General features: G+C 53.6%; 19 protein-coding genes and 1 tRNA gene. 18 read left to right on the plus strand and 2 right to left on the minus strand.

The features are described from left to right. Positions 1–19: 19 nt before the first annotated feature. From OOT00_RS13065 to OOT00_RS13150, 18 genes are all read left to right on the plus strand, one after another. Positions 20–874, plus strand: coding sequence for a glycosyltransferase family 2 protein (locus OOT00_RS13065; RefSeq protein ID WP_265425830.1), 855 nt, complete (start codon positions 20–22; stop codon positions 872–874). Next, on the plus strand, positions 814–1,764 hold the full coding sequence (locus OOT00_RS13070) for a GTP cyclohydrolase, FolE2/MptA family (protein ID WP_265425831.1): 951 nt from the start codon (positions 814–816) through the stop codon (positions 1,762–1,764). Before OOT00_RS13065 ends, OOT00_RS13070 begins: the two co-directional genes overlap by 61 nt. Positions 1,765–2,149: 385 nt before the next feature. Beyond that, positions 2,150–3,085, plus strand: a complete 936-nt coding sequence (locus tag OOT00_RS13075) for a metal ABC transporter solute-binding protein, Zn/Mn family (protein ID WP_265425832.1) — start codon at positions 2,150–2,152, stop codon at positions 3,083–3,085. Positions 3,086–3,098: 13 nt separating this feature from the next. Next, complete coding sequence (locus tag OOT00_RS13080; protein WP_265425833.1) at positions 3,099–3,581, plus strand: hypothetical protein; 483 nt, start codon at positions 3,099–3,101, stop codon at positions 3,579–3,581. Beyond that, positions 3,578–4,318, plus strand: a complete 741-nt coding sequence (locus tag OOT00_RS13085; RefSeq protein ID WP_265425834.1) for a metal ABC transporter ATP-binding protein — start codon at positions 3,578–3,580, stop codon at positions 4,316–4,318. Before OOT00_RS13080 ends, OOT00_RS13085 begins: the two co-directional genes overlap by 4 nt. A gap of 93 nt (positions 4,319–4,411) precedes the next feature. After that, positions 4,412–5,962, plus strand: a complete 1,551-nt coding sequence (locus tag OOT00_RS13090; protein ID WP_265425835.1) for a metal ABC transporter permease — start codon at positions 4,412–4,414, stop codon at positions 5,960–5,962. A 269-nt stretch (positions 5,963–6,231) separates the two neighbouring features. Beyond that, entirely contained in the window at positions 6,232–7,587 is a 1,356-nt protein-coding gene (locus OOT00_RS13095; protein ID WP_265425836.1) for a 4Fe-4S dicluster domain-containing protein, read from the plus strand. A gap of 2 nt (positions 7,588–7,589) precedes the next feature. Further along, positions 7,590–8,762, plus strand: a complete 1,173-nt coding sequence (locus tag OOT00_RS13100; protein WP_265425837.1) for an NADH:ubiquinone reductase (Na(+)-transporting) subunit B — start codon at positions 7,590–7,592, stop codon at positions 8,760–8,762. Beyond that, positions 8,755–9,459, plus strand: coding sequence for an FMN-binding protein (locus tag OOT00_RS13105; protein ID WP_265425838.1), 705 nt, complete (start codon positions 8,755–8,757; stop codon positions 9,457–9,459). The genes OOT00_RS13100 and OOT00_RS13105 overlap by 8 nt, the downstream gene beginning before the upstream one ends. Further along, positions 9,456–10,088 (plus strand): NADH:ubiquinone reductase (Na(+)-transporting) subunit D, encoded by a 633-nt coding sequence (locus tag OOT00_RS13110; RefSeq protein ID WP_265425839.1) that lies wholly within the window; start codon positions 9,456–9,458, stop codon positions 10,086–10,088. Before OOT00_RS13105 ends, OOT00_RS13110 begins: the two co-directional genes overlap by 4 nt. Positions 10,089–10,094: 6 nt before the next feature. Continuing rightward, positions 10,095–10,364: a DUF2442 domain-containing protein gene (locus tag OOT00_RS13115; RefSeq protein ID WP_265425840.1), complete on the plus strand. Its 270-nt coding sequence runs from the start codon at positions 10,095–10,097 to the stop codon at positions 10,362–10,364. Continuing rightward, a complete protein-coding gene (locus OOT00_RS13120) occupies positions 10,364–10,678 on the plus strand; it encodes a nucleotidyltransferase family protein (RefSeq protein WP_265425841.1) in 315 nt (104 codons plus the stop codon). The genes OOT00_RS13115 and OOT00_RS13120 overlap by 1 nt, the downstream gene beginning before the upstream one ends. Before the next feature lie 51 nt (positions 10,679–10,729). Beyond that, on the plus strand, positions 10,730–11,341 hold the full coding sequence (gene nqrE, locus OOT00_RS13125; RefSeq protein WP_246052235.1) for an NADH:ubiquinone reductase (Na(+)-transporting) subunit E: 612 nt from the start codon (positions 10,730–10,732) through the stop codon (positions 11,339–11,341). Positions 11,342–11,359: 18 nt separating this feature from the next. Continuing rightward, the gene (gene nqrF, locus OOT00_RS13130) at positions 11,360–12,574 is read left to right on the plus strand and encodes an NADH:ubiquinone reductase (Na(+)-transporting) subunit F (protein ID WP_265425842.1); all 1,215 of its coding nucleotides are present in this window, start codon (positions 11,360–11,362) and stop codon (positions 12,572–12,574) included. A gap of 105 nt (positions 12,575–12,679) precedes the next feature. After that, positions 12,680–15,019, plus strand: coding sequence for a TolC family protein (locus OOT00_RS13135; RefSeq protein WP_265425843.1), 2,340 nt, complete (start codon positions 12,680–12,682; stop codon positions 15,017–15,019). Positions 15,020–15,304: 285 nt separating this feature from the next. Next, positions 15,305–16,405: an efflux RND transporter periplasmic adaptor subunit gene (locus tag OOT00_RS13140; RefSeq protein ID WP_265425844.1), complete on the plus strand. Its 1,101-nt coding sequence runs from the start codon at positions 15,305–15,307 to the stop codon at positions 16,403–16,405. Further along, a complete protein-coding gene (locus tag OOT00_RS13145; protein ID WP_265425845.1) occupies positions 16,402–19,545 on the plus strand; it encodes an efflux RND transporter permease subunit in 3,144 nt (1,047 codons plus the stop codon). The genes OOT00_RS13140 and OOT00_RS13145 overlap by 4 nt, the downstream gene beginning before the upstream one ends. A gap of 16 nt (positions 19,546–19,561) precedes the next feature. Then, a tRNA-Met gene (locus OOT00_RS13150) sits at positions 19,562–19,638 on the plus strand. A 189-nt stretch (positions 19,639–19,827) separates the two neighbouring features. Here OOT00_RS13150 and OOT00_RS16485 read toward each other — a convergent pair. Both OOT00_RS16485 and OOT00_RS13160 read right to left on the minus strand, forming a co-directional pair. Continuing rightward, positions 19,828–20,682: an Lcl domain-containing protein gene (locus OOT00_RS16485; RefSeq protein ID WP_265425846.1), complete on the minus strand. Its 855-nt coding sequence runs from the start codon at positions 20,680–20,682 to the stop codon at positions 19,828–19,830. Between the two features lie 29 nt (positions 20,683–20,711). Continuing rightward, on the minus strand, positions 20,712–21,164 hold the full coding sequence (locus OOT00_RS13160; RefSeq protein WP_265425847.1) for an OsmC family protein: 453 nt from the start codon (positions 21,162–21,164) through the stop codon (positions 20,712–20,714). Positions 21,165–21,335 lie beyond the last annotated feature (171 nt).

Genomic DNA, 21,335 nt, shown 5'->3' on the forward strand with positions numbered 1-21,335 from the left:
TTCCGGGAAAGGAGGCGTCATGGTCCCATCCCTTCTCCCCCTGCCTTTCACCCTTTCCTGCATCATACCCTCCAAAAACCGAATAAAGCTTCTGCCAAGGGCCCTGAACAGCATCAAAGCCCAGCACCCGGCACCAGATCTTTTTCATTTTCCTGAAATTCTTGTGGTAGATGACGGATCCTCCGATGGAACGGCTTCCATGCTGGCCACAGATTTTCCCGAAGTAATCGTAGTCCGCACCAAAGGCATTGGTCCGGGTCCGGCCCGGAATGTCGGTGCAAAGGCCGCAAAAGGAGATATTCTCTTTTTTCTGGACTCCGATGACATCTGGCTGCCTGCACACCTGCAGAGTCTGAGCCCCTGCTTTTTCAATGACAGCTCCTTTGCCTGCAGCAGAGCCTTCAACCATAACCTTGTGGGAGGGAAAAATTTTACCATTCCTGACACGGACGTGGATCTTTCCCGAAACGCTTTTTCCCGTATGCTCCAGTGGTGTGATATGGTACCTTCCGCTTTTGCCATACGAAAAGACACCTTTCTTGCCACAGGGGGCTTTCCGTCTGTGGGCTGGGGAGAAGACTGGCTTTTTTTCCTTGAACTCTGCGCAAGGCAAAAGCTATGCTTTATTCCTGACATTACCGTTGAGCGTACCCTGCACACAGAAAGTCTTTGCACGGACCAACAACTTAAGCAGCATATTCTCACCATGCTGGACAGGCTGAAGGCTGCCGTATCCATCCTTCCGGGCTCAGGCCCGGAAAATCAGGCGCACTTTCTGGCCCTACAGAAACTTGCTTCGGAAAGAGGAGACGCATGGAGAAGCATTCAGGACTTTTATACTGCTGCCAAAGAAGCGGGGCTGACGGCCCCATGATTTCCGATGAGGATCACACCCGGGTGCTGGCCACCTGTACGGACATTCCGGAAGAAGCGCCGGATTTCCGCCTTCCCATTGACGGCGTGGGCATTGGCAACAAAACGGTGTGGATAAAACTGCCCAGTGGTCTCACCCCCTTTGGCGCCGACATCCGGGTCAACCTTCCTGGACGGATCAAGGGGATCCACATGTCCCGTATTGAAGCCGTTATCAGTGAACTTCTGGAAAAAGAATTTGCCGACATCGGTTTATATGCCGCTGCCCTTGCCGAAGGCGTTCTCGAGACCCAGGAAGGCGACAGAGCCGATGTCCGCATTGAGGGCAAGCTCCCCATACTGCAGAAAACTCCGGCCAGTCGCAGAATTTCGCTGGACACACTGGACGTTTCCGCCAGGGCACTCGTCTTTTCTTCAGCCGGACACAGCACCAGCCGTGTGACCGTATCCGCAGGGGTCCACCACATTACCGCCTGCCCCTGTACTCAGGCATACAACCGGGTCCTCTTTAAAACGGACACGGAGCTTCCTCTGATTACCCACTCCCAGCGTTCCTTCACAAGGCTCTCCATGGAAAGACATGGGGATGTGCCCCGCTTTTCCGATCTTTTTGACTGCCTCAACGCAGGTCTCCATGTAACGTCTGATCTGCTGAAACGCACCGATGAAGCCGAAATGGTGCTCAAAGCCCACACCACCCCTCAGTTTGCAGAAGACACCACAAGGGAAACGGCCAGACAGGCTGGACTCCGTTTCGGAAAAATTCTTCCGGCCAGCACCCTTGTCAGTATCCGTTCCGACAGCCTGGAAAGCATCCATACCCATGACGTGATCGCCAGCATCCACACCACCATGGGGGATATTCTTTCCGTGCTGGAAGAAAATAACTGATTACAGGTAATTGTTCAGCACAGTTTAATCTGAAAATCCACTGCAGTAATTGCAGCAGCTTCGTACTATTGCAAGGCACCTTGGTCGTTTCGAATCAGAGCTGTGAAGGCCTGTACAAAAGAAGCGGCCAACTGTCTGAGCCTCCACAAAGGCAGCGTGCGGAAGCCTGCCATGGCAATCAAAAAGCTTATCCTGCCTTGTGGCGGGGAGTTTTTGCCGCTTCCGTACAGGGCCAAGAAGCTCTACGAATAAGATTGCGTCACGGGCACATAGTCTGGGTGCCTGTGCCTCTATCTGGCAGGTATGGCACCTGAAAAATTGTGCTGAACAGTTACGATTACAGAAAAACACTGAAAACACCGCCCATAAAAAGGAAGCCAGAACCATGACTCTCTGTTCAGGAACCCACCGTTTTGTGAGCTTTTTTCTTGCCCTCCTGATTTCAGCGGCCCTCATGCCAGCCGCCCACGGGGAAACACCTCGCCGCATTGTGGCCTCCACAACGCAAATTGCGGATTTTGCCAGAAACATTACCGGAGACCGATGGGAGGTTCACAGCATTCTGGCAGCCGGTGCCGACCCGCACACCTACACCCCTACGCCACGGGATGCGGAAAGGGTTGCCCGTGCCGATCTTGTGCTCCAGAACGGTCTGATGCTGGAGGGTAAAAACTGGATGGAAACACTCGCACGATCCAGCGGCAGGCCCCTTGTGACCTGCACCGATGGCATCCCACCCCTTGAGTTGGAGGAAGAAGGCGAAAGTATCCTCGACCCCCATGCCTGGTTTTCTCCTAAAAATGCTGCCATCTATGTGCGCAACATTCTAAAAGCCGTTTCCGATATGGACCCCGAAGGACGGGAACTTTTTGAGGCCAGAGCAGAACTCTATCTCCAGCAGCTCCGGGTTCTGGACACATGGATACGAGCAAACGTTGCCACCATCCCACCTGAAAAAAGACTTCTTGTCACCAGCCACGATGCCTTTAACTATTTCTGCAGGGAATACCGCTTCAATCCCCAGAACAACTACCTGAGTATGGCTCCGGTGGGCTGGTCAACGGGAGGCGAAGTCGGAGCCGGCTCCACACCGGCCAGACTCCGTCAGGTCATGGAAAGCATCCGGGAAATGGGAGCTCCGGCCATTTTTGTGGAAACCAGTGTCAATCCAGGACAGATACGGGAAATAGCCACACAGGCAGGTATCCGCGTTGGTGGTTCCCTCTATTCCGATGCCATGGGGCCTCCGGGCAGCGCCGGTGAAACCTACATCGGCATGATGCGGGAGAACACCCTGACCATTGTGAATGCTCTCCGATAAGAAAGGCCCCGAAGTGAACCGTTTTTCCACCGTCATTCTTGTATGGCTTTTCTGCGCTGCCACAACATGGCTTGTGCTGTCCGGGCCGGGCAGCACAAAGCCCACCACGACACCCATGGACAGAAGCCATGGAGAACTGCCCCTGCGCAGCCTACGGATGGAAATCAGCACCACCCTTGATCTGTCCGAAGACCCCTTTACCCTGGATTCTTCACTCCCCTCCGGCCTGCTAGTGCATGAAAATGGCAGGGGTATCTACAGCATCAGGGATCTTGCTGCGAAGAAAACCCCCATACGGCTCACCATCCGCCCCGGCCCCCATGAAACGGAGTACAGCGTTCGGGCATCAGGGGATACGGCCCTTCACGGACCAGCAGCCTTACGGGTACGCATTCTTGACAGGACGACTGTCATCAAAGACAAAACGGCATGGAGCAGCGATGGCCCCCTTCATATTTTTATGGTTCTTCCGGCATCAAAAGAGAGGCAGCCATGAATGATATCATGCCAGCCATCCGGGTCCGCCACCTTACGGTAAGCTACGGCCTGCGCCCGGCCCTTCTGGATGTGAATCTCGATATTCCCCAAGGGGCACTGGTGGGCATTCTTGGCCCCAATGGAGCGGGAAAATCCACCCTCATCAAAGCCCTCATGGGTTTTGTTCAAAAAGACGTGGGCAGGGTGGAAATCATGGGAGAACCAGCAGAAAAAGCAAAGGGCCGTATGGCCTACGTACCCCAGCGCAGCTCCGTTGACTGGGATTTTCCCATCACCGTCGAAGAAGTGACCCTGATGGGCCGCTATGGCCGGATTCCCTGGTATCGGAATCCCGGGAAAAAAGACAGGGAAGCCGTACGCAGAGCCCTGTGTACAGTTCGTATGGAAGACTTCAGCCAGAGACAGATCGGTGCCCTTTCCGGTGGCCAGCAGCAGCGGGTTTTCATGGCAAGGGCGCTTTGTCAGGGGGCCGGGATTCTTCTTCTGGACGAACCCTTTGCCGGTGTGGATGCGGTAACGGAAAAGGCCATTCTGGGTGTACTGAAAGAGTCTCAGGAACAGGGCCTTACCCTGGTGGTGGTTCACCACGATCTGGCCACGGCAGCCAGCTATTTTGACCGGATTGCCCTGATCAAGCAGAGACTAGTGGCCTTTGGAAAACCGGAGGATGTACTCCGAAAAGAACTTCTCACAGAGGTTTATGAAGGACAGATGCAGAGCTTTACCGGTCTGTAAAAAAACGGAAACCGCTGGCCCACCCAGAAAAACAGCCTGACAGGTAGAAATACAGACCATCCGTCATACAACCTGAATAAACAAGGACACACCATGCTGGCCGATCTTGCAAGCCACCTTCCCGGACCCCTGTCCCACCTTTTCTTCATCAAAGCCATCATGGCCGCCATTCTGGTGGCTCTGGTCTGCGGTGTTACGGGCTGCCTTGTCATCCTTCGAAAAATGAGTTTTCTCGGAGACGCCATCTCCCATGCCATGATAGCGGGTGTGGCCGCAGGCTATCTCATCATGAAACTTCTTTTCGGTGTGGAAGCCCATGCCCCCGCCATGCTTTTCGGTGCCCTTATGGCCGCCGTGGTGACGGTAGGTCTCATCCACTTTGTTTCCAGTGTTTCCCGCATCAAGGAAGATACGGCCATCGGCATTATGTACACCGGCATTTTTGCCTTAGGTGTTGTCATGGTTTCCCTTTTCAGGGACCATATTCATATTGATATCATGCATTTCATCATGGGGGATGTGCTGGCTGTTTCCGATGGAGACATCCTGCTTGCGGCCTTTGTCTGCGGCATTGTCCTCACCCTGATTCTCCTCTTCTTCCGCCACTTTCAGGCTTCGGCCTTTGACCCGGTCATGGCTGCTGCCATCGGCATTCCCGTAGGCATTTTCCACGGCCTGTTAACCCTCTGCGTCAGTCTTGTGGTGGTGGTGGGCGTGGGCATGGTCGGGGTTATTCTTGTTGTGGGACTTCTCATCACCCCGGCAGCCACAGCCTATCTGCTCACCAACAGGCTGGACCGCATGATGATACTGGCCGCTCTCTTTGCCGTAAACGGAGCCATCTGCGGACTTTTCATGGCCTATGCCATGGATGTGGCAGGTGGCGGAGCCATCATGCTTTTTCTCACCCTGCAGTTTCTTGCCGTACTTATGATCGCTCCGGAACACGGCATCCTTACCCGCTACATCCGCAAAATCCGCCATATTCCTGATAAAACCACAGAAGACATACTGGCCGGACTTCTACGCAAAGATCCCATGGGGCTTGCACCCGCATCCCTTCTTGAATCGGCAGGAACGGGAATACGGCTGGGACGCGCTCTGGCCCGGCTTGCAAGCGAGGGACATATCACCCAGGAAACGGATCTAGTACACCTCAGCCCCAAAGGCAGAGAAAAAGCCCTTGCCCTCCGAAGATCTCACAGAATATGGGAATCCTACCTGGCCCATGCCGGTGTGGAGCAGGAAAAAATCCACGAAAAAGCCCATGAACTGGAGCATATCCATGATCCGGATGTGCTGAAAAATCTCGACGATCTGCTGGGTCATCCCATGACAGACCCCCATGGCAGCGAAATACCCCAGGATCCCTGCCTGCACAAAAAAGGCTTTCTGTTCAGCTCAAGCCTCCTCAGGCCGGGACAGCAGGCCAGAGTCCGGACAGTTCCGGATTCCCTTAGCGATCAGATCAGAGAAGACATGGGCCTGTTCCTCCATGCACGGGATAAGGATGGCGAAAAATGGGAATTCCTCCTCCCCTCCGGCGAACCCTTTGTACTGGATCATGCTTCTGCGGACGCCCTTGTGGTGGAAATGGATGAAAAAAGCTGCCACCCGAACTTTTCGCAGAAAAAGCAGGCTTGAATTGCCTGAAAAGCAATGATAGGCTTCTGTATACTTAGGTATCATCACACTGTGCCCCAATGGGAAATCCGTAACGACCATCCCTGCCACCGGGCCAGAAAAAATGGCTGAACCACCTTTTGTCGCTTATTTCGCAGGGTCTGACAGACTCTCTGACCAACTGGCCGCCCTGCGGAGGTCTCCGGCGGCAGGCCATCACAACTCCCCAACCCTTCTGCCTTATGATGCCGCAATGAAGGGTCAACATCCTACTGAAAACAGGGTTTTTCATGAAAACTCTCTTTATTCCCAACGGCCATAACCCTGACCTCCGGGGCAACCCCGAGGCCAGCATCATCCACCTGCCCAGGCCTTCCCGTCTGGCAGTGGTTCCTTCGGCCTTTCCCTTTGTCAAACCCCGGCTGCAGGTCAAAGAAGGGGACAGGGTTTCCCTCGGCAGCTCCCTTTTTGAGGATAAAAGAAGGCCGGAACTCCGCTTTCTCTCCCCCGGCGGCGGCACCATTGAAACCATCGTCTTCGGCCCCAGACGCATTGTCACTGCCATCATCATCCGTCTCGATGAAAAGGAAGAAAGGGAATTCTTTCAACCCCTTGAGAACGAAGATCTTGAAACCATGGACAGGGAAGAACTGGTGCAGCATCTGGTAAAGGGCGGTCTCTGGCCGCTCTTTCGCAGTCTCCCCTTCCGGGCCATTGCAGACACCAAAGAGCTTCCGGACACCCTCTATGTACGCATGGATTCTCACCAGCCCTTTTCCGCCCTGCCCGAAGCCTATCTTCAGGGACACCTGGAAGCTTTCCGCTTCGGTATCCGGGTTCTCAAAAAACTGGCAGGCCAGCTTGCCGTCTACACCTGTGCGGAACAGCACAGCTTTGTGCTCAATGAATGCCAGGGCGTGGTCAACCATACGGTCTTTGGCCGTTACCCGGCCCAGGATCCGGGAGTGGTTCACTACCACCTCAGGAAAAAAGGAAATACCGGAAAAGCCTGGTTCATTACAGGAGAAGATGTGCTGCTCATTGCCCATCTTCTGGAAACGGGCACCTATCCGGGCGAACGCACCTATGCCATGGGTGGAACCGGCCTTGCCAGCCCCTGCCATGTTCGTACACGATTCGGCGCTCCCGTCTCCCATCTTATTGAAGCCTGTGATCCTCTGGAAGGGAATTTCAGAAATATTGCAGGCGGCCTCTTCAGGGGCAGAAATGCCGGTCAGGAAGGTTTCATGTCCATGTATGAGACCAGCCTTGTCCGCATACCCGAAGGAAAGGAAAAAGAGTACTTTGGTTTTCTGAGACCGGGGCTTAGCAAAAACAGCGTGTCCCGAACCTTTCTTTCCGCCCTTTTCAACCGCCCGGCAAGGGTGGACTGCAACACCCACGGAGAGGAAAGGGCCTGCATCAACTGCGGTACCTGCACAAGACTCTGCCCGGTGGAAATGCTCCCCCAGTTTACCATGAAGGCCCTGCATGCCGATGCCATTGAAGAAGCCCTGGCCCACGGCCTGCTGGACTGTGTTCAGTGCGGGCTCTGTGCCTATGCCTGCCCTTCCAAAATTGATCTTTCCGGAATTTTTGGCAGTGCTCGGGAAAAACTGTATCAGGAACAGCAGAAAGGGGCCTGACCATGCAGCGTTGGATAAGAAGTTTTTTTGATACCCACAGGCCCAAATTTGAAAAAGAGGGCAGACTCCACCGCTATCACGGACTGTTTGAAGCCTTTGAGACCATTTTCTTTCTTCCGGACAGCACCACATCCCAAAGCCCCCACATCCGGGACAGTCTGGATCTCAAACGCTTCATGAGTATTGTGATTCTTGCCATTGTTCCCGTTACCCTGTTTGGCATTTACAATACGGGCTACTACGCCTGTCTCGCTGCAGGAGAGTCCACAGCCTTTATTCCTTCTTTCATGCAGGGGCTTTTTATCTTCATACCCCTTCTGGTGGTCAGCTACGGAGTGGGCTTTTTCTGGGAAGCCCTGTTCGCCGTCCGAAGGGGCCATGGAATCAGTGAAGGCTTTCTGGTCTCCGGCCTGCTCTACCCCCTTATCCTGCCACCGGATCTGCCCCTGTGGCAGGCCGCCATCGGCATCAGCTTCGGCGTGGTCATCGGCAAGGAAATTTTCGGCGGCACGGGCCGCAACCTTCTCAACCCCGCCCTCACGGCCAGAGCCTTTGTCTTTTTCGCCTATCCCGGTCAGATGTCCGGAGATGCCGTGTGGATTTCCGGCGGTGCCACGGATGCGGTTTCCGGTGCCACAGCCCTTGCCATCAGCGCCCAGGCCGAACCCGGATCCCAGATTCCCGCCATGCTGGATCAGGCAGGGCTGGGGCTTTTTGAACTGTTTGTGGGCCGAACTCCGGGCAGTATCGGCGAAACCTCAGCCCTGCTCTGCATTGTGGGTGCCCTCATCCTGATCATAACAGGCGTTGCCAACTGGCGGATCATGGTGGGAGGCGTGCTGGGCGTTCTGGGAACGGGCATGCTCCTCAATCAGCTGGCCACAGGCTCCTTTGCAGCGGCCATGGCCCTGCCCGCTTACTACCACCTTGTCATGGGTGGCTTTGCCTTTGGCATTGTCTTTATGGCAACGGACCCGGTGTCGGCACCGGGCACGGATGCAGCCCGGTGGCTCTACGGCTTTCTCATCGGTGCCCTGACCGTGCTGATACGGGTTTTCAACCCTGCCTATCCCGAAGGCACCATGCTGGCCATTCTCTTTATGAACCTGTTTGCACCGCTTCTGGACCACTTTGTCATCCAGATCCGGCTGAGAAAGAGGATATCCCATGTCTGAAAGCCGATCCATCCGCTTTACCTTATACCTCTGCCTTGTCTGCAGCATTCTTCTCACCGCAGCGGCCACGGGACTGAAACCCAGACAGGATGCCAATGCAAGGCTGGATCGCCAGAAGAACGTACTTAAGGCCGCAGGACTTCTTCCGGAAGACCAAAAATTCACAGCCACGGAAGTAGAGGCCCTTTTCTCAAAACGCATACGGGCTGTGGCAGCAGACGCTGAAGGCAGGCCTGTGGAAGAAGGCGGGGATAAGACCCTTGTTTTTTTCCTGAAAACGGACAGCAACGGCACAATCAGCGAGGGCTACATTCTCCGCCTTGAATCCAGAGGGCTCTGGGGGAAAATATACGGCTACCTCGCCCTGGAAGCGGACGGCGTAGAGATATCCGGTTTTACGGTGTACGCCCATCAGGAAACCCCGGGCCTTGGCGGAGACATTGAAAGCAGGTCTTTTCAGCAGAGCTTTACCGGCAGACGCATTCTGGACGAGAACAACACCTTCCGTGGCCTGCGGGTGGCCAAGGGAAAGGCATCTTCCGATGATCCCCACAGCGTGGACGGCATTTCCGGTGCCACCTTAACGGGCAACTACCTTTCCGAAGGCATCATGGATGTACTGAAAAGATTTGAACCCGTATCCGCCCGGTTCCGGGCTGGTGAGGGCGACGGCTATCTGATGGAGGAGACCCCATGAGTCTGAAAAGCAGTCCCTACTATAAAGCCCTTACGGAACCCATACTGGGCAACAACCCCATCAACATTCAGATGCTGGGCATATGCTCCGCCCTTGCCGTAACCGTACAGCTGAACACGGCCATTGTCATGGGCCTTTCCATGACCTTTGTCACGGCATTCGCAAGCCTCATCGTATCTTCCATGCGCCGCCACATTCCCCGTAACATCCGTATTATTGTGGAGCTTTTTGTCATATCCAGCCTTGTCATTCTCACGGATCAGGTGCTCAAAGCCTTTCTCTATGATATCAGCAAGCAGCTTTCCGTCTTTGTGGGACTGATCATCACCAACTGTGCCGTCATGGGCCGTGCCGAAACCTATGCCCTGGGCAACCCCCCCGGTCTCTCCTTCTGTGACGGGCTGGGAAACGGTCTGGGCTACTCCCTCGTGCTGGTGGGCGTTGCCTTTATTCGGGAACTTTTCGGCTCCGGCTCCCTTTTCGGACGGCAGATCGTCCCGGATGCCCTGTATCGGGCAGGATACAGCGACATGGGCTTCATGCTGCTGGCTCCTGCGGCCTTCATCATCATAGGGCTTTTTGTCTGGTTCCAGAAAGCTGTGCTGCAGAAAGACGAAGGAAAAGGATAAAAGCTTATGCCTACCCTGCTCCAAAAATCCGGTAAAAAAGTCCATTTTGACGATCATTATCTCCATGTGGATCTTAGGGATGGCCGCAGAATATCAACGCCCCTCAAATGGTATCCCGAACTTGAAACAGCATCTTTACGATCCATCAGAAATTATCAGTTTATATGCGATGCTACTGGCATTGAGTGGCCGGATCTTGATTACCATCTGAGCATTGAGGGTATGCTGCCACTGCCTTACATTTTCACAGGTAGTAAGAAAAAAGGACCGGAATAATGAAAGACCTGCAGAGGAAGATCATACAGCAGGAAGATATACTGAACTGCATGCGGGATTTCAAAAACCGCAGACAAGATGAATATTTCATACTGAAAATAGGCGTTTTTGGTTCCGTTGCCCGCAATGATATCAAAGAAGAAAGCGACATTGATGTGGTCGTGGAACTGAAAAAACCGGATCTTTTCTCCCTCATTGGCATCAAACAGGAACTGGAGGAGCATCTGCACAGAAAGGTGGATGTGGTCCGGTACAGACAAGGCATGAATGCCTTCCTGAAAACAAGGATAGACAGGGAAGCCCTGTATGTATGACAGTGTGATCACCGGCATGGAGAAGATGCGGTTTTTTATGAAAAGGAGTCCATGGTGGAAAATCTGATGGGTATTTTTCTCAATTCTGTTTTTGTGGGCAATATTCTTTTGGCCTACTTCCTTGGCATGTGCTCCTTTGTGGCCGTTTCCGGCAACCTGAAAACCGCAACGGGGCTGGGTTTTGCCGTTATTTTTGTTCTGGCCATCACCACGCCGGTGAACTGGTTCATCCATCATTATCTGCTGGCACCGGGTGCCCTGGCCTGGGCTGGGTTGCCGGACGTGGATCTGAATTTTTTACGGTTCATCACCTTCATAGCCTCCATTGCCGCCATGGTACAGATTGTGGAAATGGTCATAGAACGCATATCCCAGGCCCTTTATACGGCGCTTGGGGTCTTTCTGCCGCTGATCGCCGTTAACTGCGCCATTCTGGGAACCTCCCTTTTCATGGTGGAAAGAAACTATAATTTCAATGAATCCCTTGTTTTTGGCTTAGGGTCTGGAACGGGCTGGTTTCTGGCCATTGTGGCCATGGCTTCCCTGCGTCAGAAGCTGCGCTACGCCGATCTTCCCTACGGCCTTGAAGGCTATGGCATCACCATGATCGTCTCAGGACTCATGGCCATGGGTTTCATGATTTTTTCCGGCATAGCCCTGTAAACAATAAGGAGAAAGACCATGATCTTTCTTGTAAGTTTTGTGGTGTTCACGGGCGTCACCCTTTCTTTGGTGCTGCTGCTTCTTTTTGTGGAATCAAGGCTGGTTAAAAAAGAGGACAGCCGTATTCTCATAAATGGGGATGAAGACAAAAGTATTACGGTGTCCACCGGCAGCACCCTCCTGAGCAGCCTTGTGAGTCAGGGCATCCTCCTGCCCTCGGCCTGTGGCGGGGGCGGCACCTGCGCCATGTGCAAATGCAAGGTTCTGGAAGGCGGCGGTGACGTCCTGCCCACGGAACTTTCCCACCTGAGCCGTAAGGAAAAAGCGGAAGGTATCCGCCTTGCCTGCCAGCTCAAAGTGCGCAACAACCTGTCCATCGCCATTCCGGAAGAAATTTTCAGCATCAGAAAGTACCATGCCACGGTGGTATCCAACCGAAGCGTTGGCACCTACATCAAAGAACTTCTTCTCAAAGTGGATCCAGATGAAGACTTCTCCTTTGAGGCGGGCCAGTACATACAGATTGACATTCCCGAATATAAGCTTTCTTTTTCAGATTTTTCCATTCCCACGACCTATGTGGATGACTGGGACAAATACCAGTTATGGAACATCAAAGCCCGGTCTGAAGAAAGGGTGTTCCGTGCCTATTCCCTTGCCAATCCTCCCTATGAGGACCAGCCACGGCTCACCGTCCGCATTGCCACACCACCCGAAGACCAGCCCGATGCACCTCCTGGAGTGGGATCTTCTTTTATATTCAACCTCAAGGAAGGCGAGAAAATCACCTTCAGCGGTCCCTACGGAGATTTTCTCGTAAAGGATTCCGAAAAAGAAATATGCTTTGTGGGGGGCGGTGCGGGCATGGCACCCATGCGCAGCCATATTCTGCATCAGCTCAATACCCTGCATACAAAACGAAAAATCACCTTCTGGTACGGAGCAAGGTCCAGAAGGGAAATGTTCTATGATGATGATTTTAAATCCCTTAGGGAAAAATATCCCAACTTCCATTATCAGGTGGCACTCTCCGAACCCCTGCCCGAAGATCAGTGGGATGGACCCACGGGCTTTATCCATCAGGTTTTGTATGAAAGCTACCTGAAAAAGCACGAAGATCCTTCTGAAATTGAGTATTATCTCTGCGGACCTCCTGTAATGGTGGACGCAGTGGTGGATATTTTGTGGAACCTGGGAGTGGAAGAAGAGATGATCGCCTATGACAAGTTTTAGCCTGCCTGTTCAACATATTGTATTCTGACATGCCCGCGCCTTACAAGTCAGGTTGTAGCTTAATCAGAATCCGCGCACCCATCCGGTGAAGTAAGGAGACCCTGCATGCTTTCTGTCCGGAACTGCACCCGCTGTCTTCTCGGCCTTCTGCTTCTTCTATCTTCCCCTGCACTGGCCATACCCACCCTTCAGCTCGCTGTGCTTGCGGATGCGGACACCCCTGAAATCCAGTCCTTTGTGGATCAGGTGCTCAGGGAAAGCCGTATCCTTGCGGGACAGAAAACAGATATCCTCCTTGCGGAAAACGGCTTCCTTGCCACGGGCAGTCAGGCCACGGATATTCTGGCCGCCCACAACCTGCTGGAGGAAAGAAAGGATGTGGATCTGATTCTGGCTCTTGGCGGTTTTTGTGCCCCCGTTCTGGCAGAGCGTTCTGCTTTTGCCAAACCCCTCATAGCCATCGGCATTGTGGATGCAAGGCTCCAGAAAATCTCCTTCTCGGATCAGGGAAGCTCCGGCATCCCCCATTTCACCTACCTCATCACGCCCAATACCCTGGAAACCGACATCCGGAGCTTCCACCGCATGACAGCCTTCCAGCGCCTTGCCATCCTCGTGGAGACACCCATACTGAAAGAGGATGCCATCCGGGAAGGCCTTGACGGTCTGGCCCTGGCTCTGGGAGCCGATTTTCTCTATCCCGAGGCTACCGATGCAGCCCGTCCCGCCACCATACCCGAAAATGCCGATGCCGTAATTCTGGGAAGCCTGTACCGTCATCCTCAGGCTTTCAGGGAAGAGGTGATTCAGGAAGCCATTCGAAGAAAACTCCCCCTTTTTTCCCTGAAGGGTGAATCCGATGTCCTCAGGGGTGCTCTGACGGGCCGTATACCCGATAGCCAGCGCCAGCAAATGGCCCGCCTCATGGCTCTGCGTATTGAAAGTGTCCTTTCCGGTGGAGATCTCAGCCGCATTCCCGTAACCATAGAGCTGGATACGCACATGTACCTGAATCTGGCAACAGCAAAGGCCATCGACTTTTCCCCTCCATGGAATATTCTCACCGAAGCCCGTATCAGCGTTCCCGCTCCCCGTACGGCCCAGGAATTCAGTCTCACGGATCTCCTGACGGAAGCCCTGCTCAGTCACAACTCCATCCTTCAGGCGGAAGAAAACCTCCAGACCGCCAAAGCGGACAGCCGTGCCACAAAAGCCGCCCGTCTGCCCAGTCTCGGAACGGAAATACGGGGCCAGTTGCAGGACAGGGACCATAGCATTGGTGGCGCATCTGAAACAACAGCCGAAATCGCAGCCAGTGTCCGGCAGATCATCTTTGCCGATCAGATCGATTCCGCTGTTTATACGGGCGAGCGAAAAAAGGATCAGGCCGCCGCCCGCCTGGAGCAGGCAAGGCTGGATGCCATCCTGGACGTGGGATCTGCCTCTCTCGAACTGCTGCGCAGCATCAGTCTTTTGCGTATCCGTGAAGATACGGCGGGGCACACCCGGAATAACCTTGATATTGCCAGGCAACGCAGGGAAGTCGGGTATACGGGCAGAGCGGAAGTACTCCGATGGGAAAATGCCCTGGCAAGGGCAAGGCAGAATCTCCTTGCCGCAGGGATTGCCGTACAACAGGCGGAAAACAGTCTCAAACGCCGTCTGGGCTGGCCCCTGGACCGGGAAATCAACATCCGAGACACCAGTGAACAGGAACGTTTTTTCTCCGCAACAGGTGATATTCCTCTGGCAAAGGAAATCAGAACACCCAAAGCCCTTTCCCGCTTTTCCCTTTTTCTGGAAAAAGAAGCGGAAGGACTACGACCTGAAGTGCTCGTTCTTGATGCGGCGCTGGCGGCTTCCAGACGGGAAGAGCGCTATCACAGAAGACGGCCCTACACCCCTGAGGTAGCTATGGCCGCCGGTGCCACCCACGTACTGGACCGCAGCGGTAAAGGCTCCCACATCCCCATCCCCTCTGACGATTGCTGGCAGGTGGGCATTCAGGCCTCCTGGACCCTGTACAGCGGAGGAGAAATCCGTGCTTCCATGACGGCAGCTCAGGCGGGAATCCGCCGTCTTGAACTGGAAAAAGAAGAGACACTGCGTCGTATAAGGGAAGATGTGCGTAACCGCCTCAGCGATGTGGCAGCCGCTTTTTTTGACCTTGATTTTGCAGCACAGGCAGCCGATGCCGCCAGAGCAAACCTTGAACTGGTCCAGGATGCCTATACCAAGGGTGAAGCTTCCATTGTAGATCTTATGGATGCGCGGAATGCGGATATCGAGGCCAGAGAAATCCAGGCCGGTGTCCATTATGCCCTTCTGATGGCAAGACTGAAACTGCAGCACGCCGCTGGATTCTACCCGGCCCTTTCATCTCCGCAGACCCTTGAAGCCTTTCTGGACCGATACCGGGCCTATGCAAAGGGCCACACTCCCTGAAAGCGGCCCTTTGCATACAGTCTCAAGCAAAAAAGCAGCCAGAAAAATACCGAAACTCTCAGGGTAACAATTCATCATAATGATATTGTTACTATTGATCATTATAATTTTAAACACGTACTTCGCACACAAAACACCCTGACTGTTTGTAAGAGTGCCGCGCAATGGTTTCGAGCAAACGGTAGTTCTCCGAGCATCCGATTTAAGGCCTTTGAGTTACCAAGGGGAAATTCTGCTGAACAGGTACGTTTTTACAAACTTTCAGCCCTCAGGCAAGGAATGCCCATGAAAACACCTTTTCTTCCCATTGCCCTGTCCATCTTCCTTCTCCTTTCCGGCTGCGGTCGAAAAGAGGAAGAAATGCCGCCGGAACTGCGACCTGTCCGCTATGAAATCCTTACACGACAGGGACTGCAGGAAACCCGGACCTTTACGGGTCAGGCAAGGCCCGCTTCCGAAATCCGTCTTGGCTTCCGTATTGGCGGCCAGATTGTTGATCTGCCCGTAAAAATGGGAGAGGCCATTCTTCAGGGGCAGCTTATCGCCCGGCTGGATGACAGCGATGACCGCCTGACCCTCTCGGAGCTTCAGGCTGTGCTGGAAAACACAAAAGCTCAGAGAGACACGGCGTCAGCAGCACTGGACAGGGTCCGCAGCCTCTATGCCAGAGACAATGTCCCCCTGAGCGAATACGAAAGTGCCAAAAGCCGTTTTGCGGCCGCATCCGCCGACCATGAGGCAACCCTGCAACGGATAGCCCTTCAGAAAAGCAGACTTTCCTACGCACGCCTTGTATCCCCCGCAGCAGGCCGTATTGCCAGTGTGGATGTGGAAAAAAACGAGAATGTTCAGGCTGGCGCCACCATAGCGACCCTCAGCACCGACGATGCCATGCTGGTACGTACCGGCATCCCCGAAGCCTATATCAGTCGGATTCACACCGGTGACCGGGTGCAGGCCCGGTTCAGTACCCTTCCGGAAAGTCTTTTTACGGGTAGGGTTTATGAGGTTTCCTATGTGAGCGATGCCCAGTCCACCTATCCGGTAACCGTACGCATCCTTGAACCGGATCCCCGTATCCGGCCGGGCATGTCGGCCGATCTTACCTTCCGCCTCCGTGACAGCTCCCGGGACAGCAGCATACTCGTGCCCCTTTTTGCTGTCATGGAAAATCCTCAGGGCCGTTTTGTCTGGGTTCTGCAGGCCGGTGAAACGGAAGGAACCGGTATTGTTCACCGCAGACCCGTCACCCCGGGTACCCTTATGGGCGACAGAATGGAGATCACAGAAGGGCTTTCCGCCGGAGACAAAGTGGTCACAGCCGGAGTCTCCCGCCTCACCGATGGGATGATAGTCCGCTATGATGACCCGGAGACCATGCCATGAACATGACAAAAACAGCCGTGGATAACCGCTGGCTGACCATCACCCTCATTGCGGTTCTGCTTCTGGGCGGCTTTCAGAGCTTCCGGGCCATGCCCAAGGATGACATGCCTCCCTTTCTGATACGCAGCGTCAGTATCGTCACCTCCTTTCCCGGAGCTTCACCTGAAAGGGTGGAACAGCTGGTGACCGATCCCATTGAAAAAGCGGTTCAGGAAATATCACAGGTGGATTATATTTCTTCCGAATCCAGGCCCGGCGTTTCTGTCATTACGGTGAACCTCAAGGAAAGTGAATATGATTTACGACCCATTTTCGACCACATACGACGCAAAGTGGATGAAGTCCGCCCCCTTCTTCCCGAAGACTCATCTCCCACTGTCAATGATGAACTGGGAGATGTTTTCGGTATTCTCATCGGCATTACGGGAGAAGGCTTTACCTTTGCAGAGCTGAAAAAAATCAGCGATGAGGTACGGGACAGACTCATCAAACTGCCGGAAGTGGCCAGGGTTGAAATCCGGGGAGAGCAGCCGGAACGGATCTATATTACCTACGATGAAGCACGGCTCAGCAGTCTGGGGCTTTCGCACAGCCACATTGCCGCCATGATTCAGGCCACCAACATTATTTTTCCCGGTGGCAACGTTACCATAGGTCAAAACCGTATCAGCCTGGAACCTTCTGGCAACTTCGAAAACATTGAGGATCTCAAAAATCTTATCATATCCCAGCCGGGCAGCCCCCTTATCCTCAGGCTCAGGGATGTGGCCCGTATCGAAAGAGGATATATGGACCCGCCGGACAACCACGTTCGCATTAACGGTATACCCGGCATGGTACTCGGCTGCTCCCTGAAAAAAGAGGGGAATATTCTGGAAATGGGTGGGGCCATTGACCGGGAAATCAGGGAAATGGAAAAGATCTATCCCCATGGCGTTACCTTTATCCGGGTTGCTTCCCAGGATACCAAGGTAAACACAGCTATCCGGAATTTCACCGGTAATCTTATTCAGAGTGTGGTGGTGGTCCTTGCCACCATGTTTCTTTTCCTCGGACTGCGAACGGGCTTTGTGGTTTCATCCCTCATCCCTTCCGCCATTCTCTGCACATTTTTCGTCATGTCCTTTCTGGGAGTGGGTCTGAATCAGGTTTCGCTTGCTTCCCTCATCATTGCCCTCGGCATGCTCGTAGACAATGCCATTGTTATGAGTGAAGCCATGATGGTACGCATGGAATCCGGAGAAAAAAAACTGGATGCCGCCCTCGCTGCTTCCAGGGAGCTGGCCATCCCCCTTCTGGTTTCTTCCCTCACAACGGCTGCTGCCTTCGTCAGTTTTTATCTGGCCAACTCCGTTATGGGCGAAATCATGGGCCAGCTTTTTCTGGTGGTCAGTACGGCCCTGCTGGCCTCATGGCTTCTGTCCTTAAGCCTTATTCCCATGTTGGCCATGCAATGGATACGGGTAACCAAATCAAAAAAGGAAGAAACCGGACCCATTGCCCGCATCCGGAATCAGTATGAAACAATTCTGATACGTGTACTGAAAAAACCAAAAACCTTTGCTTTGTGCACAGCCCTGCTCTTTATTGCCAGCCTCGGTCTTTTCCGTTTTATCCCCTTCGTATTTTTTGCAGACAGCGATACCCCCATGATCAGTGCCAACCTGGAACTGCCGGTCGGCGTGGACATCTCCCTTACAGACCAGGTGACCAGAGAGCTGGAAACTTTTATTCAAAACGAGCTACTGGCGGAACATAAGGGCAAAGGTGTCACCCATTTTGCCGCCTTTGTGGGCAAAGGGGCTCCCAAATACGACCTGGGCTACAGACCTCCGGAAAGCGCTCCCTACACAGCCCATATTCTCCTCAACACCACAGGCGATGATGTGAATGATGCGGTGAAAAATGCGGTCTATGATTTTGCCCTGAACCATTTTCCCGATGTCACGGCCAAGGTTTCCCGGCTGAAAAGTGGTGGCGGATCGGAGAAGCCCATTGCCATCCGCATCACAGGCGATGACCCGGAACGGCTTTATGCCCTCGGGGAAAGGGTGAAGACAAAGCTGCGCAGTATTCAGGGCACCCGCAATGTAGCAGACGACTGGGGCCTTCGGTCCCGGAAGTTCAGGATTCTCATTGATCAGAACCGGGCCCACCTGGCAGGGCTCAGCAGCCAGGATGTGGCAGCCAGTCTGCAGACACTGCTTTCAGGCTCAGCCACTGGTATTTACAGGGAAAAAGAGCATAACATTCCCATTATCATGATCCGGGAAAATCCAGGCATCATGGACATAGCAGCGCTGGAGGGCTTACCGGTTCACAGTCCGTCCACGGGAAGAAGTGTTCCCTTAAAGCAGGTGGCAGACATTGAACTGGTCTGGGAACCAGCTAAAATTCTTCGCAGGGACCTGCACCGTACCCTTACGGTAAGCTCGGAAACCGCAGGGAACATCACGGCAGCTGCCGTAATGGCCTCCATGAAACCCTGGCTGACGGAAGATGCCCGGGAATGGGGCAGGGGTTATGGTTATGAACTGGGCGGTGAAGCCGAAGACAGTGCCAAGGCCATGGGAGCTGTCATGGAAAAACTTCCTATCTCCTTTTTTGTCATTATCCTCCTGCTCATTGCCCAGTTCAACTCCATCAAAAAACCCCTCATCGTACTTCTCACCATTCCTCTGGGTATAACCGGTGTGGCACTCGGGCTTTTTGTTTTTCGCTCAAGCTTCGGTTTCATGGCCTTTCTCGGGGTAATCAGCCTGGCAGGTATCGTTATCAACAATGCCATTGTACTCCTTGATCGCATCCGCATTGAAAAGGAGGAAAACGGACTTACACCGGAACAGGCCGTTGTAACAGCGGCCTGCCAGCGTTTCCGCCCCATTCTGCTGACCACCGCCACCACGGCCTTAGGCCTTATTCCCCTGTGGATCGGCGGGGGTCCCATGTGGCAGCCCATGGCCATCACCATTTTTTCCGGTCTGATCTTTGCCACCGTGATCACCCTTCTTTTTGTACCGGTCTGTTACAGCCTATTTTATGGCCTCCGGCCGGAAAAATCAGCCTCCGGAATGCCGGAAAACAGGAATGATTCCAAACAAGGGAAAAAAAACATTGACTTCCATGCTTATGGGGCGTAATGTCCGGACTCGTTGCTGCGGGGTGGAGCAGTCTGGTAGCTCGTCGGGCTCATAACCCGAAGGTCGTTGGTTCAAATCCAGCCCCCGCTACCAAAAAAATAAAGGCTTACGGTTCAGACCGTAAGCCTTTTTATATTTCTGTCACCACAATCTTTCAGCCATGCAAACCTTAGATCAGAAAAATTGCATGATCAGATTTTGCGCTTGCCTGCGGGCACCCGTAAAGGGTGCCCTTGCAACTCTGGAGCCGTGAAAACCTTAGGGGCAGGTCCAAAAAAAAAATTACAGCCCGCTGTCCCTCACCAGCCGTACACATTTTTCATTGCTTTTATCACCGCTCCGGCTGCTGCCGTAGTGGAAAAACACCACCTTCGCCGATCCCGGATTAAAGGCATCTTCGGATGAAGTCCAAAACCATGTACTGGGCGTATTGGGAAAGGCCGGTTCCAGAACGGCTGGCCTCCGGTAGATACCCTCACAGGGCTGCCCCGTGGTATTCCAGTGGTCCGGGTAACCGGAACTGCAGAAAACAATGGAAATCAACTCTTCGGCCGCAGGCACGCGCCAGTCCTTTTTCCCGGCATAGCCACCGCTCATATTGAACGCCCTGGCCCTGTCCATGGCCCTTGTCCAGGAATCGGCTTCGGCAACACCCACGCAGCTTTCCCCATCCCATTCCTGCCCCAGACTGCAACGCATCCACTGCAGGCCTGTTTCCAGGTCCGTAAGGGTTCCGTTACCATTATCATAATACCGATCCGTAAAAGCCCTTTCCATATAAAGAAGGGCGGCATTCTGCATGCCCGCTTCCGTCAGCCGTTTTTCCATGGAAAGCATCAGGTGCTGCTCCGTGCTGGCACCCACAAAAACATCCTCGCGGATGGTGTAATACTCCATTTCCGCATCTATGGGCCGGTACCCCTCCACCCGATAAAAACCTTTTTCCAGTCGAATACTGAAAGACCGGCTTTCCATTTCAGGCGTATTCCCCCTGCGTTGTCCATCAATAAAGATCTGTGCATCACCGGGACGGGAGGCAATATGCAGCACACCATACTCCTTCTCTCCCGTACAGGCCACAAGCAGCAGCCAGCATCCCAGAAGGAAAAATCCCCCGCGAAAGAACCGATCAGACACAGAATTTGTATCCTGTCTGCCAAAGCAATTCACAATTGCAATCCCTCCACAGGGTCCGACTCATTTTTTGCACGGCCATCCGGCTGTTCCCATATAACATGAATTTTCACATCCGGCCCGAGACTACGTGTAACAGGACACAATCCCGCTGCACGCTCCAGCTTTCTTTGCAGAGACACATCCAGCATACAGGGAGGCCGTATCTTCACAGAAAAACCGGCTATACGCCGGGGAGAATCCGCCATTTCTTTTTCAATATCCAGAGAAAAAGCAGCGGTATCATAACCGGATCGCTCCAGCATACTCTCCATGACAGCCAGCATACAGGTGCCAAGAGCTGCCCCCACAAGATCTGTGGGTGAAGGCAGGGGTTTCCCTCCGGTACAGGAAGCAGAAGCCTGTACCGAAATGGCGGTGTCAACGCCCTCTTTCCGAAAAAGATACTCTCCTTTTCCAAGCCCTGCTACACGGATTGCTGCCATGGGCACCCCCTGAAAACGACTATTGATTATCGAGCGGCACCATACCCAAATTTTCTGACATTGTTAACCCCTAAAAATCATTTCATGCAAACGGACAAACATAAAAACCTACTTTTACTAACTATTCAAACTGCCACCGGGAAGAAGAGGCCCCTTACCTTCAGGAAGGGA

Source organism: Desulfobotulus pelophilus (assembly GCF_026155325.1).
Classification (GTDB): domain Bacteria; phylum Desulfobacterota; class Desulfobacteria; order Desulfobacterales; family ASO4-4; genus Desulfobotulus; species Desulfobotulus pelophilus.

What these genes read in the sequence shown, in the direction of transcription:
- OOT00_RS13145 (WP_265425845.1), top strand. Translation starts at nt 16,402, where the DNA reads ATGAACATGACAAAAACAGCCGTGGATAACCGCTGGCTGACCATCACC.
- OOT00_RS13120 (WP_265425841.1), top strand. Translation starts at nt 10,364, where the DNA reads ATGAAAGACCTGCAGAGGAAGATCATACAGCAGGAAGATATACTGAAC.
- OOT00_RS13095 (WP_265425836.1), top strand. Translation starts at nt 6,232, where the DNA reads ATGAAAACTCTCTTTATTCCCAACGGCCATAACCCTGACCTCCGGGGC.
- OOT00_RS13160 (WP_265425847.1), bottom strand. Translation starts at nt 21,164, where the DNA reads ATGGCAGCAATCCGTGTAGCAGGGCTTGGAAAAGGAGAGTATCTTTTT.
- nqrF (WP_265425842.1), top strand. Translation starts at nt 11,360, where the DNA reads ATGATCTTTCTTGTAAGTTTTGTGGTGTTCACGGGCGTCACCCTTTCT.
- OOT00_RS13085 (WP_265425834.1), top strand. Translation starts at nt 3,578, where the DNA reads ATGAATGATATCATGCCAGCCATCCGGGTCCGCCACCTTACGGTAAGC.
- OOT00_RS13135 (WP_265425843.1), top strand. Translation starts at nt 12,680, where the DNA reads ATGCTTTCTGTCCGGAACTGCACCCGCTGTCTTCTCGGCCTTCTGCTT.
- nqrE (WP_246052235.1), top strand. Translation starts at nt 10,730, where the DNA reads ATGGTGGAAAATCTGATGGGTATTTTTCTCAATTCTGTTTTTGTGGGC.
- OOT00_RS13105 (WP_265425838.1), top strand. Translation starts at nt 8,755, where the DNA reads ATGTCTGAAAGCCGATCCATCCGCTTTACCTTATACCTCTGCCTTGTC.
- OOT00_RS13070 (WP_265425831.1), top strand. Translation starts at nt 814, where the DNA reads ATGGAGAAGCATTCAGGACTTTTATACTGCTGCCAAAGAAGCGGGGCT.
- OOT00_RS13115 (WP_265425840.1), top strand. Translation starts at nt 10,095, where the DNA reads ATGCCTACCCTGCTCCAAAAATCCGGTAAAAAAGTCCATTTTGACGAT.
- OOT00_RS13075 (WP_265425832.1), top strand. Translation starts at nt 2,150, where the DNA reads ATGACTCTCTGTTCAGGAACCCACCGTTTTGTGAGCTTTTTTCTTGCC.
- OOT00_RS13100 (WP_265425837.1), top strand. Translation starts at nt 7,590, where the DNA reads ATGCAGCGTTGGATAAGAAGTTTTTTTGATACCCACAGGCCCAAATTT.
- OOT00_RS13110 (WP_265425839.1), top strand. Translation starts at nt 9,456, where the DNA reads ATGAGTCTGAAAAGCAGTCCCTACTATAAAGCCCTTACGGAACCCATA.
- OOT00_RS13140 (WP_265425844.1), top strand. Translation starts at nt 15,305, where the DNA reads ATGAAAACACCTTTTCTTCCCATTGCCCTGTCCATCTTCCTTCTCCTT.
- OOT00_RS13090 (WP_265425835.1), top strand. Translation starts at nt 4,412, where the DNA reads ATGCTGGCCGATCTTGCAAGCCACCTTCCCGGACCCCTGTCCCACCTT.
- OOT00_RS13065 (WP_265425830.1), top strand. Translation starts at nt 20, where the DNA reads ATGGTCCCATCCCTTCTCCCCCTGCCTTTCACCCTTTCCTGCATCATA.